This is a genomic window from Halomonas sp. PAMB 3232 (assembly GCF_031954225.1).
In the GTDB taxonomy this organism is placed as follows: domain Bacteria; phylum Pseudomonadota; class Gammaproteobacteria; order Pseudomonadales; family Halomonadaceae; genus Vreelandella.
Genome location: NZ_CP134865.1, coordinates 1,352,157 through 1,369,569, shown reverse-complemented (window position 1 = coordinate 1,369,569; position 17,413 = coordinate 1,352,157). Strand labels below are relative to the sequence as shown.

16 protein-coding genes are annotated in these 17,413 nt (G+C 62.7%); 7 read left to right on the top strand and 9 right to left on the bottom strand.

Features of this window, described 5'->3' with window-relative positions; translation table 11 throughout:
* Positions 1-17: 17 nt before the first annotated feature.
* From nusB to nrdR, 5 genes are all read right to left on the bottom strand, one after another.
* Positions 18-521 carry a transcription antitermination factor NusB gene (gene nusB, locus RN346_RS06255; protein WP_263584481.1) on the bottom strand — a complete coding sequence of 168 codons (504 nt, stop codon included), beginning with the start codon at positions 519-521 and terminating at the stop codon, positions 18-20.
* Positions 518-1,003, bottom strand: coding sequence for a 6,7-dimethyl-8-ribityllumazine synthase (ribE, locus tag RN346_RS06250; protein ID WP_252107316.1), 486 nt, complete (start codon positions 1,001-1,003; stop codon positions 518-520). The genes nusB and ribE overlap by 4 nt, the downstream gene beginning before the upstream one ends.
* Positions 1,004-1,039: 36 nt before the next feature.
* A complete protein-coding gene (ribBA, locus tag RN346_RS06245) occupies positions 1,040-2,197 on the bottom strand; it encodes a bifunctional 3,4-dihydroxy-2-butanone-4-phosphate synthase/GTP cyclohydrolase II (RefSeq protein WP_311960548.1) in 1,158 nt (385 codons plus the stop codon).
* A 130-nt stretch (positions 2,198-2,327) separates the two neighbouring features.
* Positions 2,328-3,491 carry a bifunctional diaminohydroxyphosphoribosylaminopyrimidine deaminase/5-amino-6-(5-phosphoribosylamino)uracil reductase RibD gene (gene ribD / locus RN346_RS06240; protein ID WP_311962480.1) on the bottom strand — a complete coding sequence of 388 codons (1,164 nt, stop codon included), beginning with the start codon at positions 3,489-3,491 and terminating at the stop codon, positions 2,328-2,330.
* The gene (gene nrdR / locus RN346_RS06235; protein WP_311962479.1) at positions 3,491-3,982 is read right to left on the bottom strand and encodes a transcriptional regulator NrdR; all 492 of its coding nucleotides are present in this window, start codon (positions 3,980-3,982) and stop codon (positions 3,491-3,493) included. Before nrdR ends, ribD begins: the two co-directional genes overlap by 1 nt.
* Between nrdR and RN346_RS06230 the strand changes: the two genes are divergently transcribed.
* From RN346_RS06230 to RN346_RS06210, 5 genes are all read left to right on the top strand, one after another.
* Entirely contained in the window at positions 3,956-4,114 is a 159-nt protein-coding gene (locus RN346_RS06230) for a hypothetical protein (RefSeq protein WP_311960871.1), read from the top strand. The two genes, nrdR and RN346_RS06230, sit on opposite strands and share 27 nt — an antisense overlap.
* A gap of 141 nt (positions 4,115-4,255) precedes the next feature.
* Positions 4,256-6,064, top strand: coding sequence for a sugar phosphorylase (locus RN346_RS06225; RefSeq protein ID WP_311962478.1), 1,809 nt, complete (start codon positions 4,256-4,258; stop codon positions 6,062-6,064).
* Positions 6,065-6,123: 59 nt separating this feature from the next.
* On the top strand, positions 6,124-6,897 hold the full coding sequence (gene dsbG / locus RN346_RS06220; RefSeq protein ID WP_311962477.1) for a thiol:disulfide interchange protein DsbG: 774 nt from the start codon (positions 6,124-6,126) through the stop codon (positions 6,895-6,897).
* A gap of 125 nt (positions 6,898-7,022) precedes the next feature.
* A complete protein-coding gene (locus RN346_RS06215) occupies positions 7,023-8,618 on the top strand; it encodes a methyl-accepting chemotaxis protein (protein ID WP_311962476.1) in 1,596 nt (531 codons plus the stop codon).
* A gap of 152 nt (positions 8,619-8,770) precedes the next feature.
* Positions 8,771-10,372 (top strand): methyl-accepting chemotaxis protein, encoded by a 1,602-nt coding sequence (locus tag RN346_RS06210; RefSeq protein WP_311962475.1) that lies wholly within the window; start codon positions 8,771-8,773, stop codon positions 10,370-10,372.
* 50 nt (positions 10,373-10,422) lie between these two features.
* Here RN346_RS06210 and RN346_RS06205 read toward each other — a convergent pair whose 3' ends face one another.
* The 3 genes from RN346_RS06205 to RN346_RS06195 form a co-directional block, all read right to left on the bottom strand.
* Complete coding sequence (locus tag RN346_RS06205) at positions 10,423-11,643, bottom strand: glycosyl transferase (protein WP_263584487.1); 1,221 nt, start codon at positions 11,641-11,643, stop codon at positions 10,423-10,425.
* Positions 11,644-11,690: 47 nt separating this feature from the next.
* Positions 11,691-12,626: an HAD-IIB family hydrolase gene (locus RN346_RS06200; protein WP_311962474.1), complete on the bottom strand. Its 936-nt coding sequence runs from the start codon at positions 12,624-12,626 to the stop codon at positions 11,691-11,693.
* Between the two features lie 553 nt (positions 12,627-13,179).
* Positions 13,180-14,217: an OmpA family protein gene (locus tag RN346_RS06195; RefSeq protein ID WP_311962473.1), complete on the bottom strand. Its 1,038-nt coding sequence runs from the start codon at positions 14,215-14,217 to the stop codon at positions 13,180-13,182.
* A gap of 136 nt (positions 14,218-14,353) precedes the next feature.
* Between RN346_RS06195 and RN346_RS06190 the strand changes: the two genes are divergently transcribed.
* Both RN346_RS06190 and RN346_RS06185 read left to right on the top strand, forming a co-directional pair.
* Positions 14,354-15,049, top strand: a complete 696-nt coding sequence (locus RN346_RS06190) for a hypothetical protein (RefSeq protein ID WP_263584490.1) — start codon at positions 14,354-14,356, stop codon at positions 15,047-15,049.
* Positions 15,050-15,053: 4 nt separating this feature from the next.
* The gene (locus RN346_RS06185; protein ID WP_311962472.1) at positions 15,054-15,629 is read left to right on the top strand and encodes a FlgO family outer membrane protein; all 576 of its coding nucleotides are present in this window, start codon (positions 15,054-15,056) and stop codon (positions 15,627-15,629) included.
* Positions 15,630-15,740: 111 nt separating this feature from the next.
* Here the strand turns inward: RN346_RS06185 and RN346_RS06180 are convergent, their stop codons facing one another.
* Positions 15,741-17,249, bottom strand: a complete 1,509-nt coding sequence (locus tag RN346_RS06180; protein ID WP_311960537.1) for a DUF4214 domain-containing protein — start codon at positions 17,247-17,249, stop codon at positions 15,741-15,743.
* Positions 17,250-17,413: the final 164 nt, after the last annotated feature.

Sequence of the window (17,413 nt, the reverse complement as noted above, 5' to 3'; positions counted from 1 at the left end):
AATTCAAGCGCTGCGCCTTACAGGCGGCGAGCGCTGACCTCGGCACTGCGTAAGCGATTCGCCAGCTTATCGAGGATGCCGTTGACGTACTTGTGGCCATCGGTCGCGCCGAAGGATTTGGCCAGCTCCACGCCTTCGTTGATCGCCACGCGGTAAGGCACTTCCGGGCGCTTGGCAAGCTCATAAGCGCCCAGGCGCAGAATGGCCAGCTCCACCGCGTCGAGATCCTCGAGGCGACGATCCAGAAGCGGCGCGATTTCGCGGTCGAGCTCACTCTTGTGGCGCACGGTTTCGTGCAACAGCGTATGGAACAGTGCCTTGTCGGCAATCTCCATCACCTTGACCCAGTTTTCGTGGTCTTCCAGGTCATCGTCGGCGAGCTGGCTTCTAAATTCCGCCTCGACGGTGGTGGCGGACTTGCCGGTCATGTCCCACTGATAGAGCGCTTGAACGGTCAGTTCGCGCGCGGCGCGACGAGCCTGTTGGGCGGCGCTTTGCTTACGCTCCGGACGCTCGCTCATGAGTCGTCTCCGGGCAGGGCACGCAAGAGCGAGACCATTTCCATGGCGGCCATCGCGGCCTCGGTGCCCTTGTTGCCCGCCTTGGTGCCGGCGCGCTCGATCGCCTGCTCGATGGACTCCACGGTCAATACCCCGTTGGCCACCGGCGTATCGAATTCGAGCTGCAGGTGGTTGATGGCCGTATTGCAGCCGCCGGCCACGTACTCGAAGTGCGGCGTGCCGCCGCGAATCACCGCGCCCAGCGCAATGACCGCCTCGGGCTTCATGGTCTTGAGCACGCGCTTGACCGCCAGCGGAAGCTCCCAGGCGCCGGGCACGTGGACGATATGAATATTGTCGGCATCGACGCCGTGACGCGTCAGGCTATCGACCGCGCCTTCGACGAGGCTATCGACCACGTGATGGTTGAACCGCCCAACGACGATTACGTAGCGCCCGTCGACATCGACGAAGCTGCCTTCAACTTGCATAAGGGATTGCATCTCTTTCATCCTACTCAATAAGCGTATCAGAACGTCTCACACGGACGCTGAATCGGTGCCGTTGTCGGGGCTCACCAGCTCGACCACTTCCAGGTCGAACCCCGACAGCGCTGAAAATTTCCACGGCGAGCTCAAAAGGCGCATTTTGCCCACGCCCAGATGGCGCAGAATCTGCGACCCGGTGCCGATGGTCAAATAGTTGCCGGAGCCGTCGGAGTCACTGGTGCGCGGCGGCTGCACGCGTCCCAAAAAGATATCCAGTTGATCCTTCAAATCCTGGGCCGGGTGACCCTCATCGATCAGCACCAGCACGCCGGCCTCTGCCGCTGCGATCTCCTCGAGCGCCCGATGGGCGTGCCAGCGCGATGACGCCTCGTGCTTGAGCCCCAGCACGTCTCTGAGCGTGTCCTCCAGATGAACACGCACCGTCGTCGTGGTGTCCGGCGACGGCCGCCCCTTCACCAGCGCCAGGTGGTGGCCGCCCTGCAGCCGGTCGCGAAACACGTGCAGCGCAAGCGGGCCGTGTGCGGTCGCCACCTGAGTGGTTTCGATCAAATCGACGGTCTGCTCGTTGACCATACGGTAATGAATGAGCTCGGCGATGGTGCCCATTTTGATCCCGTGCGCCCTGGCGAACACCTCGAGTTCCGGGCGGCGCGCCATGCTGCCGTCATCGTTCATGATCTCGCAGATCACCCCACTCGGGTCGCACCCGGCAAGGGCGGCCAGATCGCAAGCGGCTTCGGTGTGGCCCGCTCGGCGCAGCACGCCGCCGGGCTCGGCCATCAGCGGAAAGATGTGGCCAGGCTGAACGATATCCGCCGCGCGGGCGTTGGGTGCGGCGGCGGCCTGCACGGTGCGCGCGCGGTCGGCGGCCGAGATCCCGGTGGTGACCCCTTCGCGCGCCTCGATCGAGAGCGTGAACTTGGTGCCAAAGCCCGAGCCATTGTTGCCCACCATCAGCGGCAGGTTCAGCCGTTCGCAGCGTTCGCGCGTCATCGGCATGCAGATCAAACCACAGGCGTGGCGTGCCATGAAGTTGATATGCTCGGCCTGAACCTTCTCGGCCGCCATGATGATATCGCCTTCGTTTTCGCGATCCTCATCGTCCATGAGGATCACCATCTTGCCCTGGCGGATATCCTCGACCAGCTCGCTGATCGGGGACAAACCATCAAAAGAGGGTTGCACCATGGAAACTCCCGTAAAGTAGCCGCACCGTCGTGCGATGTTGCGCGCAGGGTACCGTGGCTGGCCCCGCCGCGCCAGATTTAGCGCGCGCAAGGCCTGGCCTGCGCGTGTCACGATCATCGAAAACGTTCTTTCAAGGCGCCACCGCGCGGGGCGTGGCGATAATGCGCCAATCATTGCCGACGGCACGAATATCCTGAATATCGAGGCGCTTTTGGTCCGCCATTTCGCTCAACCCCTGGAGGGCGAAAAGCGGTCGCGCCTCGCCCCCGAGGAGCGTCGGCGCGACAAATAGCTGCAGCTCGTCGATGAGCCCTGCATCGAGCAGGGAGCCTGCCAGGGTCGCGCCGGTTTCGACCAGCACTTCGTTGACATCATACTCGCTCGATAAAAAGCCGAGCATATCAGAAAGCGACACCCGCCCCGCCTTCACGGCGGGCATGACGTGAATGCGCGCCCCCGCCGCTTCGAGTTTTAGGCGCTTCTCTTCACTATGCGCGTCGGTCGTGATCACCAGCGTCTGGCCCGGCTCCTGCAGGCAGGCCGCGGCCAGCGGCAGGCGAAGCGTGGAGTCCATGATCACGCGAAGCGGCTGGCGGGTCACGACCGTCTCGGCGTTCTCCAGGCCCAGCTGCTCGGCGCGAACCGTCAGGCGAGCGTCGTCCAGAATGATCGACTCGACGCCGCTCAAAATGGCGCTCGAACGCGCGCGCAGTCGCTGTACCTGGCGCCGGGCCTCGGGCCCGGTGATCCACTGCGACTCGCCGGAGCCCATGGCGGTGCGCCCATCCAGGCTCATCGCCATTTTCAGGCGCACGAAGGGCACACCGCGCTGCATGCGTGAGACGAACCCCGGGTTGAGCGCGCGGGCGTCCGCCTCTAAAAGCCCCACATCGACCCGAATGCCCGCGGCTTTCAGGCGCTCGATACCGCGCCCGGCCACTTTCGGGTTGGGGTCGACCATGGCCACGACCACGCGCGCCACGCCGGCCTCGACCAGCGCCTCGGCGCAAGGCCCGGTGCGCCCGGTATGCGAACAGGGCTCGAGCGATACGAACGCTGTCGCGCCGCGCGCGTTGTCGCCGGCGGCGTTAAGCGCGTGCACCTCGGCGTGGGGTTCGCCGGCGCGCTCATGAAAGCCCTCGCCGACGACGCGGCCGTGCCCGCCCCCTTCATCGTTTTGAACGATCACGCAGCCGACCCGCGGGTTGGGGTCGGTGGTGTAAAGCCCCTTTTTGGCCAGCGTAATGGCGCGGGCCATGTGCACGTGGTCGGCGTTGGAAAACGGCGCGTCCATCAGCTCTCCTCGCGGGGCTTGCCGGCGTCGCTCCTGGGCCCCTGAGGCGCCAGGCGGTCGATCTCGGCGCGAAACTCGTCGAGATCCTGAAATTTGCGATAGACCGAGGCGAAGCGGATATAGGCCACCTGATCGAGCCCGCTGAGCGCGTTCATGACCGCCTCGCCGATATCGCGGGCGTTGACTTCACGATCACCCCGGGCGCGCAGCTGCTGGCGAATGCGCTCGACCGCCGCCTCGATCGCCTCGGCGCTGACCGGGCGCTTCTCAAGCGCACGCAGCATGCCGGCGCGCAGCTTGACCTCGTCGAAGCTCTCCCGCGAGCCGTCGGACTTCACCACCCGTGGCATGATCAGCTCGGCGGTTTCGTAGGTCGTGAAGCGCTCCTGGCAGCTGGCACACTGGCGGCGCCGGCGCACCTGGTCGCCGTCGGCCACCAGGCGCGAATCGGACACCCGCGTATCATGAGCACCACAAAAAGGGCAATGCATGGCCGTTCACCTATGGTTGAAGCAGCGGTTGAAGCAGCAGCTATGGTTAAAACAGTAATGGTTAAAGCAGTAAAAGACGCACCTATTAAGGTCAACGCGCACCGGAGCCTGCGCGTCGGTACCGATGCATGATTAAAAAAGCGCGCTGCCTGACGCGCTTTTTTAATCACGGGCGCTATAAAGCCGCGCTGACAGGCGCGGGCATAACCTAGCATTGTAACGATTTGGCACACAAGCTGCAGCGTTTGTGACAGTTTACCCGGAGGAGGCGCCATGACGCTTTTCGAACAGACACTTCACCGCTACCTGACTCACCTGTACGGCCACCGCGGCGGCGAAGTCACCCGGCGCATCAAGCAGCACCTGGAATACTATCGAAACGCACGTGAGCGCGGCGAAAGCCAGGACGGCACGCCGGTTGCCCGCGTGACCAGCACGCCCGCCGACGCACCACTTTGGAGCGAAAAGGATCAGTGGGTGATCAGCTACGGCGACTCGATCGTTCAAGGCGATACGGCGCCGCTGACCGTGCTGAGCGATTTTCTGCGCGCACGGTTAGGCGACTGCATCAGCGGCGTTCACGTGCTGCCATTTTTTCCCTGGAGTAGCGACGACGGCTTTTCGGTCATCCATTACCGTGAGGTCAACCCGGCGCTAGGCGATTGGTCGCACATTCGCGAGCTTGCCAGCCACTTCGACCTGATGGGGGACCTAGTGCTCAACCACGTTTCCCGCGAGTCGCTCTGGTTCGTCGACTACCTGACCGGCAGCCTCCCCGGGCGCGACTTTTTCATCGAGGTCGACCCGGAAACCGATGTCTCCCAGGTGACCCGCCCGCGTAGCAGTCCGCTGTTGGTGCCCGTGGCCACCCGCCGGGGTACGCGCCATCTATGGGCCACGTTTTCCGATGACCAGATCGACCTTAATTTTGAGAACCCGGACGTGCTGCTCGAATTCGTCGGTATTCTGCTTTTTTACCTGCTGCAGGGCATCCGCATCATTCGCCTCGACGCGGTGGCCTTTCTGTGGAAACGTCTGGGCACGAACTGCATTCATCTTCCCGAAACCCATACGGTCGTGCGGCTATTGCGTGCGATCGTCGACGAAATAGCGCCGGGAACGCTACTCATCACCGAAACGAACGTACCTCACGCCGAAAACATCAGCTACTTCGGCCTCGACCGGCTGGCGCCGGGCGCCCCGGAGCGCGCAAGCGCCGCAGACGAGGCGCACATGGTCTACCAGTTCGCCCTGCCGCCGCTTCTACTTCACACCCTGACCCGCGGCGAAACCGCGACCATGCAGGCCTGGCTTGCGAGTCTGCCGCCGCTGCCCGATAACTGCACCTACCTGAACTTCACCGCCAGCCACGACGGCATCGGCGTGCGACCGCTGGAAGGTTTGCTGCCGGATCACGAGCGCGACGCGCTGTTGGAGCTGATGCACCGCTTTGGCGGCTTCGTCAGTATGCGCAGCAACCCGGACGGCACCGACACCGCCTACGAAATCAACATCACCTGGTTCGAGGCGATGCGCGGCACCCGGCGCGGACCAGATCCCTGGCAGATCGCTCGCTTTCTTTGCAGCCAGGCGATCATGCTCACGCTCCAGGGTATTCCCGCGCTTTACATTCACACGCTGACCGGCTCGCTCAACGATCATGAGGGCGTCGAGCGAAGCGGGCGGCTGCGCTCGATCAACCGCCACCGCTGGTCGCTCGATGAGCTCGACCTGCTGCTCGAAAGCCCGACCACGCCGACCCATGATATATTCTTCGCGCTGCAAGAATTTCTGCGCCAGCGCCGCATTGAGCCCTGTTTTCACCCGGCGGCGGCCCAGCAGGTGTTGGCCACTCCCGACAACCTGCTGGCGATCAATCGCGGTCCGCTCGAGGATGGCCGCACGCTGCTGGCGCTGTTCAACGTGACCGACCAGCCCGCCCCGCTGGGTGACGGCGGTTCAGAGCTCGCGCAAGCGCTCGACGCGCACCAGTGGCGCTTATTGGCCGATGCCACGCCCTGGACGCCGGAAAACGCCCTGCCGCCCTACGCCGTTCGCTGGCTGGTGAGCGACGGCGGTTGAGGTGATATGGATCGAGACGATGAACCCGCCCGCTTTTCCACTCACACAAGAGACTCACCATGGCGACTTTTAGCAAGACCGCCTCAATCGCCGCGCTAACGCTTGCCGTTCTCGCCACCCCCGTCGGCGCCGCGCCGCTACCCGCCCCGATCGAGGCGCTCAAGGCTCAAGGCATCGCCATTCACGAGCGCATCGACGCGCCCGGCGGGCTGACGGGCTTTGGCGCGAGCCGCCAGGGCCAGGAGATGATCGTCTACCTGACGCCGGATGGCGAGCACGCCGTGGTCGGCACGCTTTTCGACTCAAGCGGCGAGAACCTGACCGAGGCGCAGCTCGAGGCCGCGGTTCGGGTGCCGCTGGAGGCGCAGACCTGGCAGCGCCTGGCGCAGAGCCACTGGATTCAGGACGGCGATGTCGACGCCCCGCGCACGCTCTACATGTTCACCGATGCCAACTGCACCTACTGCAAGCGGCTGTGGCGCCAAACGCGCCCCTGGGTCGAGGCCGGTCAGGTGCAGATTCGTCATATCATGGTCGGCATTCTGGCACCCACGAGCCCGGCGCTTGCGGCCACGATACTGGCCGCCGAGGACCCCACCGCCGCACTGACGGCCCACAGCGAAGGCGAGCCGCTCGAACCCGGCGCCCAGGCCATCGAGATCGAGGAGCAGGTCTACGCCAACAACCAGCTCTTCGAAGGGCTGGGCCTGGTCGCCACGCCCACGACCGCCTTTCAGCGCCAAACCGAAGAGGGGCATACACGCCTGGATCGTATCGAGGGCTTGCCGAGCGAGCAGCGTCTGATCGAGATGATGGGTGGTGAGGCGCCCTAAGCCGCCCCGGTGCTCTTTCAGCTGCACCGAAGCCGATTCCACTACGACTAAAGAGTACCCACTCGCTTCTCATGCGCCCCTCGAGGAGGCCGATAAAAGACATATCAATAATAAAAGGATCTTCCATGAAGCGTTTAACAACGACACAAAAGCTTTGGGGCACACTGGCGGTGATTTGGGTATCGATGCTGCTTCTCGTGGGGTGGCTGGCCTGGGATAACCGCCAAACGCTCACCGACGAACGACAAGCCAGCATCCGCTATATCGTGACCGGCGTCCAAAGCCAGGTAGAAGCGCTGCAGGCGAGGGCAAGCCAGGGCGAATTCGATCAGCAGGAGGCGCAGCGACGCGCCGTCGAGCTCATCTCGAATCTCCGTTACAACGACGGCGAATATCTGTTCGCCTTCGACGATCAGCTTCGCGTCATTTCACACCCGACGCGAGACACCGGCACCGATATGAGTGGCTACGAAGACGCCAACGGCGTGCGGCTCTACGCGGATCTGCTCGAGGCCGCCCAGAACGGCGGCGGGCACGTTTACTACGCCACCACCCGCCTCGGTGAAGACGAGCAGATTCCCAAGATGAGCTACGTCGCCTACGTCCCCGAATGGGGCTGGGGCATCGCCACCGGCGTCTATATCGATGATATCAACGCGGCGTTCATCGATAGCCTGATCAAGGCCGCGCTGGCACTGCTACTACTGGGGCTACCCATGACGCTGCTCATGGGCTGGGTGATTCGCGATATCGCCAAACGCCTGGGCGGTGACCCTCGCTACGCCGCCGGCGTCGTTCGCCACATCGCCGATGGTGATCTGACCGTCAGTACCCGGCTTGCCCGTACGGACCAGCAAAGCTTGCTATTCGACATCAACCGGATGCGAGAAAGCCTAGCCAACACCATCGGCGAGATTCATCAGGGCGCCGATGAGGTCAACGGCAGCGTCGTGCAAATTGCGGGGGTCAACGAAGAGCTTTCCACGCGCACCGAGCAGCAGGCGGCGTCGCTTGCCGAAACCGCCTCCAGCATGGAAGAGCTGACCGCCACGGTGAAACAAAACGCCGAACACGCCGATCATGCGCGCAAGCTCGCCTCCTCGACCGCGGAAAACGCCCAGCGCGGCAGCAGCGCCATGCTCAGCGTCGTCAGCATGATGGAAGCCATCAGCGAAAGCTCGAGCCAGATGAGCAGCATCGTCAACACCATCGATACCATCGCGTTTCAAACCAACATTCTCGCGCTCAATGCCTCCGTCGAGGCGGCGCGGGCCGGCGAGCAGGGCCGTGGGTTTGCCGTGGTGGCAAGCGAAGTGCGCCAGCTGGCCAGTCGCTCCGCCGCCGCCGCCCAGGAGATCAAACAGCTGATCGAGGACTCCGGCACGAAGGTCGCCGACGGCAGCCAGCAGGTACGCAGCACCGGCGAGGTCATCGATAGCGTGGTTGGCGACATTCGCGAACTCAGCACGCTCGTGCAGGAGATCGCCGCCGCGACCATCGAGCAAAGTAGCGGGATCGAGCAGGTCAATGACGCCGTGACCCAGATGGATCAAATGACCCAGCAAAACGCCGGGCTGGTGCAGCAGAGTAACCACACCGCCCAGCAGCTTTCCGAGCTCAGCCATCAGCTGCGCCAGGCGGTCGCCAACTTTCGTATTTCCCCCGATACAGCCGCCCAGCTGCACGCCCCATCAGGCGCCATCCCAGCACCTTCTTTCTAAAGAGCAACAGCGCATTTAAATGCTGATAGCCGCTCGAACGCATTCTATTCAACCGCTTGTCTGCAAGCGGTTTTTTTATTAATGCTTCCTCCAAACTGGCCGATATGGATCATCACGCTTATCTGCTTCCATGAGACCACACCCAAAACATCATGACACGACTAACGACGAACCAACGACTCTGGGGCATTCTTGCCTTGATATGCCTGGCCATGCTGATCCTGGTAGGCTGGCTGGGCCTGGAAACCCGTCAAACCATCGAGCAGGAACGGCGCAACAGCATCAAACAGGTGGTGGAGAGCCTAGGCAATCAATTGGAGTCACTCCAGGCACGTGCTCGCAGCGGAGAGCTTACGCTCGAGCAAGCCCAACAGCGCGCCATCGAGAGCATTGCTAACGCTCAATTTGGTGAAGGCGAATACATTTTCGCCTTCGATGACCAGCTCGATATCGTCTATCACCCGCGGCGCGAGCGCGGCGATGACATGAGTGACTTTCAGGACAGCAAGGGCATGCACCTTTACAGCGCCCTGCTTGAAGCCGCCCGTGACGGCGGCGGTTACGTCGATTACTACTCACGGCGCCTCGATTCCGGCGACAAACAGTTTCCCAAGATCAGCTATTTCGGTTATCTGGCCGACTGGGGCTGGGCCTACGGCGCCGGAGTGTACGTCGACGATATCAATGCGGCCTTCATTTCCAGCCTGATTCGCTCGCTCGTGGCTCTGCTGATCATCGGCATTCCCGTCACGCTACTGATGGGCTGGATCATTCGCGACGTTGGCCGTCGTCTGGGCGGGGACCCGCGCTACGCCGCCGGAGTGGTCAGTCATATTGCCCAGGGCGATCTCACCCGGGAAACGACACTGGGGCGGGCCGACCAGGCGAGCCTTCTCTACAACATCAACCGTATGCGCACGAGTCTGGCCAAGACGATCAGCGGCATTCACCATAGCGCCGATCAGGTGAACAGTGGTGTCGAGGAGATCGTCGGCGTCAACGAAGAGCTCTCCACGCGCACCGAGCAGCAGGCGGCGTCACTTGCCGAAACCGCCTCCAGCATGGAAGAGCTGACCGCCACGGTGAAACAAAACGCCGAACACGCCGATCATGCGCGCAAGCTCGCCTCCTCGACCGCGGAAAACGCCCAGCGCGGCAGCAGCGCCATGCTCAGCGTCGTCAGCATGATGGAGGCCATCAGCGAAAGCTCGAGCCAGATGAGCAGCATCGTCAACACCATCGATACCATCGCCTTTCAAACCAACATTCTCGCGCTCAATGCCTCCGTCGAGGCGGCGCGGGCCGGCGAGCAGGGCCGTGGGTTTGCCGTGGTGGCAAACGAAGTGCGCCAGCTGGCCAGCCGCTCCGCCGCCGCCGCCCAGGAGATCAAACAGCTGATCGAGGACTCCGGCACGAAGGTCGCCGACGGCAGCCAGCAGGTGCGCAGTACAGGCGAGGTCATCGATCGCGTGGTTGGCGACATTCGCGAGCTCAGCACGCTCGTACAGGAGATCGCCGCCGCGACCATCGAGCAGAGTAGCGGGATCGAGCAGGTCAATGACGCCGTGACCCAGATGGATCAAATGACCCAGCAAAACGCAGGGCTGGTGCAGCAGAGTAACCACACCGCCCAGCAGCTTTCCGAGCTCAGCCATCAGCTGCGCCAGGCGGTCGCCAACTTTCGTATCAACGCTAGTGAGCCTTTGCCCACGCCTGCGTCCTTGAGCTCCACCCCCGCCCTCGCCGCTTTCTAACCCGCCGCCCGGTCGATTCGTCGACCGGGCGCGGCGTTTTCAACGCCCGTTCATACCTTGCCCTGGTTATCAAGCTCCACGGCCTCGTGCATGCGCGGGAGCAGATCGGGAATGGCGGCCTGCACGCGGCTCCAGCTGGGAATGAAGGGGCGTTCACGCGGGTTGTCCAGAAACAGGTTGCCCGCCTCCAGCAGGTTGCTGGCGAAAAGCTCGACGGCCTGCTCTTCGCTGTGGCGATCCAGGCTCAGGCCATTCATGGTGGCGTCGTGGTCGTAGGCTTCGATCAGATCCAGCGCCAGCCGGTAGTAGGTCGCCTTCAGCGTGCGAAAATCCTCGCTGCTGAAACTCACGCCCTGGGTGGCGAGCTTGCGATAAAGCGCCTTGGCGATGTCGAGGCTCATGCGGTTGAGCCCGCCGGAGGCGTCCTCTTCGCTGACCGGCTGGTGCTTGTGATCGTAGGTGTCGGCGATATCGACCTGGCAAATCTGGCGCATCGAGTAGTTGCGCTGAAGCTCTGACAACACGCCAATTTCAAGGCCCCAGTCCGCCGGAATACGAATGCCTTCCAGCACTTCGCTGCGCATGGCGAACTCGCCGGAAAGCGGATAGCGAAAGCTGTCCAGATAATCCAGATACGGCAGTGGCCCGCAGACGGTTTTCAGCGCGCGCAAAAGCGGCGTCACCATCAGCCGCGAGACGCGCCCGTTGAGCTTGCCCTCGGCAATACGCGGGTAGTAGCCCTTGCAGAAGCTGTAGTTGAAGCGCGGGTGGGCCAGCGGGTACATCAGCCGCGCCAGAAGCCCCCGGTCGTAAGTCAAAATATCGCAGTCGTGCAGCCCCACCACTTTCGAGCGGTTCGACGCCAGCAGGTAGCCCGAACAGTACCAGACGTTACGCCCCTTGCCCGGCTCCACCGCCCCCAGGCCGTGGTCTTCGAGCTCGTCGTGTAGCGCGGTCAAGCGCGGGCCGTCGTTCCAGAGAATGCGGGTATGCTGGGGCAGGCGTGAAAAGAACTCCCGGGCATAGAGAAACTGCTCGCGGTCGGCGCGATCCAAGCCAATCACGATTTCGCCCAAATAAGGTACGTCCTTAAGCTCATCGATGATCGCCGACAGCGCCGGCCCCTCGAGCTCGGAAAACAGCGACGGCAGAATCAATCCCATGGGGCGGCGCTCGGCGAACCGGCATAGATCCGCCTCCAGCTCCGCGACGGGGCGGCGGGTCAGGTTATGAAAGTCCGTGATCAATCCATTCTGATGAAAATCGCTCATATGCCCTCTCTGGCGTAGCGCCTGCGTTTTAGTTTGTTCGCGTTCGGTCAGAGCGTGTCGGTATCAAGGCTTGGCCGTTCATCCTGGCCGCCCCACCAGTGCGTAAGACCTTCGACCCAGCCAGCGGGGCCAAAGGCGTCGGTGCGATAAAGCGCGGCGCTTTGAGGCTCGACCGCCAGGTCGTGGCGCCCCTTGATGACCACCGCCTGATCCACCGCTTCGAGCATGGCGATGTCGTTGGGGCCGTCGCCCAGCCCCAGGGTCAGTGGGCGGCTGCCTCTCAGGGCGCTAAAGCGCTTGACCAGCCACTCCACGGCGCTCCCCTTGTTCGAAGACGCCCCCATCACGTGATAAAACCGTCCGCCCTGGGTCAACGTCAGCCCGTCGCTTTCCAGCGCCAGGCGAAAGGCGTCGAGGGCGATGTCGTTGTCCTCCCACACGAGCGGCTCGCTGCCTTCGCGTTGGCGCGCGGCGAGCGCGCGCGGCTCATCGAGCCCGGTCAGAGCCATCAGCTCCTCGACGGACATCTCCCCCATTCGGGTAAAGCGAACGCCCAGACGCTCGCGCCATACATTCAAGCGCGCACGAATGAAGCGGCTATCCACACCGGTATGTTTGATGACGAGGCTGTCGCGGGCGGTACCGGGGCGGTCAAGGCTCGGGTGACACCAGCCCGGGGGTAAACCGATGACCGCGCCGTTTTCGGCGACAAAGGGCGTTGCGGTGAGATCCAGCGCCTGACGAAGCGCGATGAGCTCGGCGCGGGTTTTGCTGGTCACGGGGATGACCGGCACGCCGAGCACGCGAAGCCTTGCCAGCGTGGCGCGGGCAGGCGAGAAATCGTAGTTGTCGTGATCGAGCAACGAGCCGTCCAGGTCGGTGACCACCAGGCGCGGCGTTAAAGCGAGCTCCAGCACCGGCGGGTCTGCCGTTGACTTTTCACGGGGGTGCGTTGGCTTGCTCGAAGAGGCATGTTCCGTCATGGCATTACCTACTTTAGGTCAAACGCTGCTTTAGGTTGAACGGCGCGCAAGCCAACGAGGCGATGGCCTTCAAAAAGCCTTGATCCATCCCGGCGCATTGGCTTGTCTCTCATCCAAGCAGATTGTGTGCCACTCGATAAAACACTTTTTCAATCAGTGCATTGCAAAGCGAATGAACCATATAAAGGCAGAAAGCACTAGAAGAGCGCACCCCCAAAGCTCTATTTTGGTGCAGAAAATGTGCGCTTTTTTGAGCATGGCGAACACCACGAAAAGGCAAAGTTGGACAAGCCTTGAATCGGCGTATAAAAAATTTGAAAAAAACTCTTGGCAGAAGCGCGAAAATGTCTATACTCAAATTGTACCTGCTGGCGGACTTGTACACCCCTCACCTGACGCCAGCAGACTACACCGAGCCAAGCCCTAGCTGACCCGCCCACCCCCGGCGGGTCTTTTTTTGGCCGTCATTTTATAAACTGCGGTGTACACCGTTTCGCAAGCTTTATCGCGACATCTCCACTCTGTTCGACGTGATCACTATTCGACGTGATCACTATTCAACGTGAATCACTACTTCGACGCGACGATTGCGCGCGCGCCCTTCGACGGTCGAGTTATCCGCCAGCGGGCGCGTCGCGGCGAGCCCCACCGCGCGCAGCCGCGACGCATCGACGCCCGCGGCCTGCAGCGCCTCGACGATGGCGATCGCCCGGGCGCTGGAAAGCGCCCAGTTCGAGGAGTACTCCGGCGTATTGATCGACTGGCTATCCGAGTGACCTTCGACCGACACCTCACCATCGAAGCGCTGAATGGTCTCCAAAAGGCTTCCCACCAGCGAGGCGCCGTCATCGGTCAGCTCTGCCGTGGCGGAAGGAAACAGCAGCCGGTCCTGCACGCGCAGGCTGATGCCTTCGGCCACGCGCGCGACTTCCACCCCGTCAAGGCTCGGCAAATAGAGCGACTCGTTCAAACGCTCGGCCACGCTGACCGCGCCGCGTACCGCGTCTTCACTGATGGGCACCGCGTTGACCGGCGGCTCATCGGTCAGAATCACCATGTAGTCGGCAAGCGGCGCCGCGCCTACGGGCTTAAGCGCTTGGCTTGCGCGTTCGGCGAATAGCGGCGCGGGCAGCAGCCACTCGAAGGCGGGCGCCGCGGGCACCTCCTCAAGTTCCACGGGCGCAGGCGTGTGAGCCAAAAGCACAGGCGGCGCCATAGTGGCCGGAGCCGGCGGCACGATCCGGCTACCCGGCAGCCCCGCCACGCCCAGCGCGGCGCTGATCGCCATCGGGCTTAGCTCACCCGCGTTCGGGATGGGAAGCGCCGTGGCGGCGCGGGTCAGCGGTGCGGGCAGCGGCACATCGAGGATTGATTCCAGCACGATAGGCCCGTCGAAACTGGAAAGCTCTAGCGGCTCGTCGCTCGAGAAGCCCGGGCGTATATTGGCCGCCGCGATGATGACGACGAACAGCGCGACCAGCAGCGTCATGATATCGAGATAGCTGATCATCCAGCCGCTGTTGCCGTCCTCAGCCGGATACGCGGACAAAAGCGTGTCGTGGCGCGAGCCGCCGCGGTGATCTTCAAGCATGGGCGTGATTACTCATTCAAGTGTTCGAGCGATTGGCCGATAAGTACTCGTATGGAAAGCCAGTTTATCAAAAACCCCTTTTGCGAAGAGAAGGAACTAGCCGTTGTATACCCGTCTTTTAGCTGGAACGACGCGCGTGGCAGGCGCACTCGGCGTGGGGCTTTTGAGTCTTGCTCTGAGCGGCTGCTTCTACGCCAACACCTCCCAGGCCCCGATTGCGACGACCTATCCCTACTCGGAGCAGCAGCGCATGCAGGCTGCGCACCACTGGGAGATACTCGCCCGCCACGAGGCCAGCCAGATCCTCCAGCGCGAGCGGGTGCGCTTTCGCGACCTGCACATCAAAAATCCGCACCCGGACGGCTACGTTCCCTATAGCGGCGGCGAGTTCGACCGCGGCTTTCGCACCTTCTTGACCAGCGAGCTGGTGACCCGTGGCGCCAACGTGACCACCGCCGCCGGGGCCAACAGCGTCGACGTGATCGTGGACGTCGAAATCGTCGAGCACCGCGACCGTGGGTTCATTCGCCCGCCGACCGGCGCGTTCACCGCGCTGACCGCGGGCATCGCCGTGGCGACCATACCCATCAATCATTGGGCCGAGCCGGCGTTGGGACTGATTCCTGCCGGTATCGCCGCGGACGTTTTCAGCGGTAGCTGGACATATACCGGCAACGAAGAGATCATCATCACCACGCAGGTCGTCGATGGCGACCGCATTCTCTACTCGTCGTCGAACATCTACTACATCAACGGCGGTGACCGGCGCCAGTATGCGCCACAGCGGGTGCACTACCCGGACCCCGCCATTCCGCTCACCGATACCTGGTAAGGCCATGCCCGCACTCACTTCGACCTCACTGCTCATTCATCTGCGTCGCGCCCTGCTCATACTCGGCGTATTGATGCTTGCCGGGTGCGCGGGCCTGAACCAGCGCGGCCCTAAACCCGCCCCGCCAGAGCCGGATCTTTCCGAACTCGCCCACGAAGCGGCGGCGCGCATGGTCGCCCACAACCCGGACATGACCCGCTACAGCCCGATGATCGCCGCCACGTTCGTGAGCATCGATAATCTGACCCAGTCCTCCACGTTTGGGCGCATCAGCTCGGAGATCATGGCATCCGCCTTGGCCCAGCAGGGCATGCAGGTGCGCGAGGTCAAGATGCGCGACAGCATGTTCGTCGAGGAGAACGTCGGCGAGCTGATCCTGTCCCGCCAGATACAGCGCCTTGGCGCCCAAAGCAATGCCCGCTCGATTCTGATGGGCACCTATGCCCAGGGGCAGAACTATATCTATGTGAGCACTCGCGTGGTGCGCGCCGGCGACGCCATGGTGCTGGCCACCGCCGACTTCAAACTGCCGATCAATAACAACACGCTGAGTTTGTTGGAAGCCCAGGGCGGCTGGTAGCGTAGCCGGGGTTTAATACCGGCTTTTCTGGGGCCAAAAAAAGCGGCGCGCTACCGGGTAGCGCGCCGCTTTTTCATTGATGTGACAGACTATTCAACCTGATAAAACGTTTCAGGCTACCTGATAATCCGCCATTGAAGTGTCTGCCACGCCGGTCAGCATCAGCGGCGTCACCGGCTCGTTCATTGCCGCCATTGCGGGTGTGCCCATACTCGCCACGTCAAACGCCCATTCGATCTCTTCGCCGTAAAGTTCCTCGAACGGCGTGCGTTCGCCGCGCTCGGGAATCTGGAGCGCCAGCGCCGGGTCGAGGCCGGCAAAGCCATCCAGGCCAAGCGCCCGGGCGATACCCAACATGCCCAATACGCCTTCAAGGGTCAGAGCGCTTGCCACCGCGTCGAAATCCAGCGTCAGCCCTTCCAGCGCTTTCAGTTCGAACTCCTCAAGCCCGCGCTGCTCGACCAGCAACACCGGCGTGCCGTCGAGACCGATTCCGTTACGGCCGATATCCGCCGCGTCGCCGCCGGGGAAAAGCGACAGATAGCCGTAGTCGAATGCCTCGAGCCCTTGGGCAAGTGCCAGAGCCGCCTGCTGCGCAGTAGCGGTGATACCCGGCGCGACGTTTTCATTGGTCGGCCATAGAACCGACTGGGTTTCCAGCTCGCCAGCGGCGTTCAAATAGTTATTCTGGTTGTGATAATCGAGCAGCATATCGGGCTGGAACGCGGCCAGCACGGCGCGAATCGCTGCAGTTTCCGGCGCTTGGGTGGCATCCAGCGGCTGGGAGGAGTCCCAGGTGCGGTTCAAATCGATATCGGCGGCGTTGCGGCGCGGGTCCAGCGTCGTTTCCGGGTCGAGTTCCCCCGCCACCAACTGTTCCCAGCGCGCGAAACCGTCCGGATTGACCCGCGGCATTACGGTCACACTCACCTGCTCGCGAAGCGCGATAGCCCCTTCGCTATCGCCACTCAGCCACTCGAGAAAATGCATGGCGGCTTCGGTACCCACCGGCTCGTCGCCGTGCTGCTGGGTGACGATCATCAGCTTGCGCGGCCCGTCACCGACGCTTGCAGCAAAGAGCGGGCGCCCTTCGATCGACTCGCCGGCCTGAGTCAGCGACAGCGTGTCAAAACGCGCATCGAGGGCCTGCAGGTCGGCATAAAGCTGTTCGTTGCTGCGAAAACCGTCCTGCACCAGCGGCTGGTCGGCGTCGTAGTTCTCGTCACTCACGTTTTGGGAATAGAACTGGGCTACCGACGTATAGGCATCGAGCGCCTCCAGATCCGTTTTGCTGGCCGAAGCCAAGATGGATTCGATCAATACCTGATCCGAAACGCCACTATCGGCCTGCGCTCCCCAGTAATCGACCGCCGCCTGCTCGGCATCGCGCGCGAACAGGCGCTGGTAGATCTCGTTGACCCAGCCGTTACCAGGAAGCGCTGAAAGCGCCTGGCGGCCGGCCACGAACTCATCGGACTGCAGCATGTAAAACAGCACATCCTGCGACTCAAGGGCACCGGCGTCCATCTGTTCCTGCCAGTACGCAAGCCCCGCCGGGTCGGCGGCGCGGCCAAAAAGCGCCAGATAGTAGGATTGTATGTATTGAGTCGGTGTCAGCATCGGTCATGCCTCCCAGCATTGTTGTTGCAGCTCGTTTTCCCTGCTTCTTGTCGCGCTCGAGCGGCCAATACGGGCTCTTTGGCCCGCTTTGCGATAACAACGACTCCCTCGCCCGTTCGCCGCCTTTTAGCTATAACGCATCCCGCCACGTTAAGCCAGGCCCG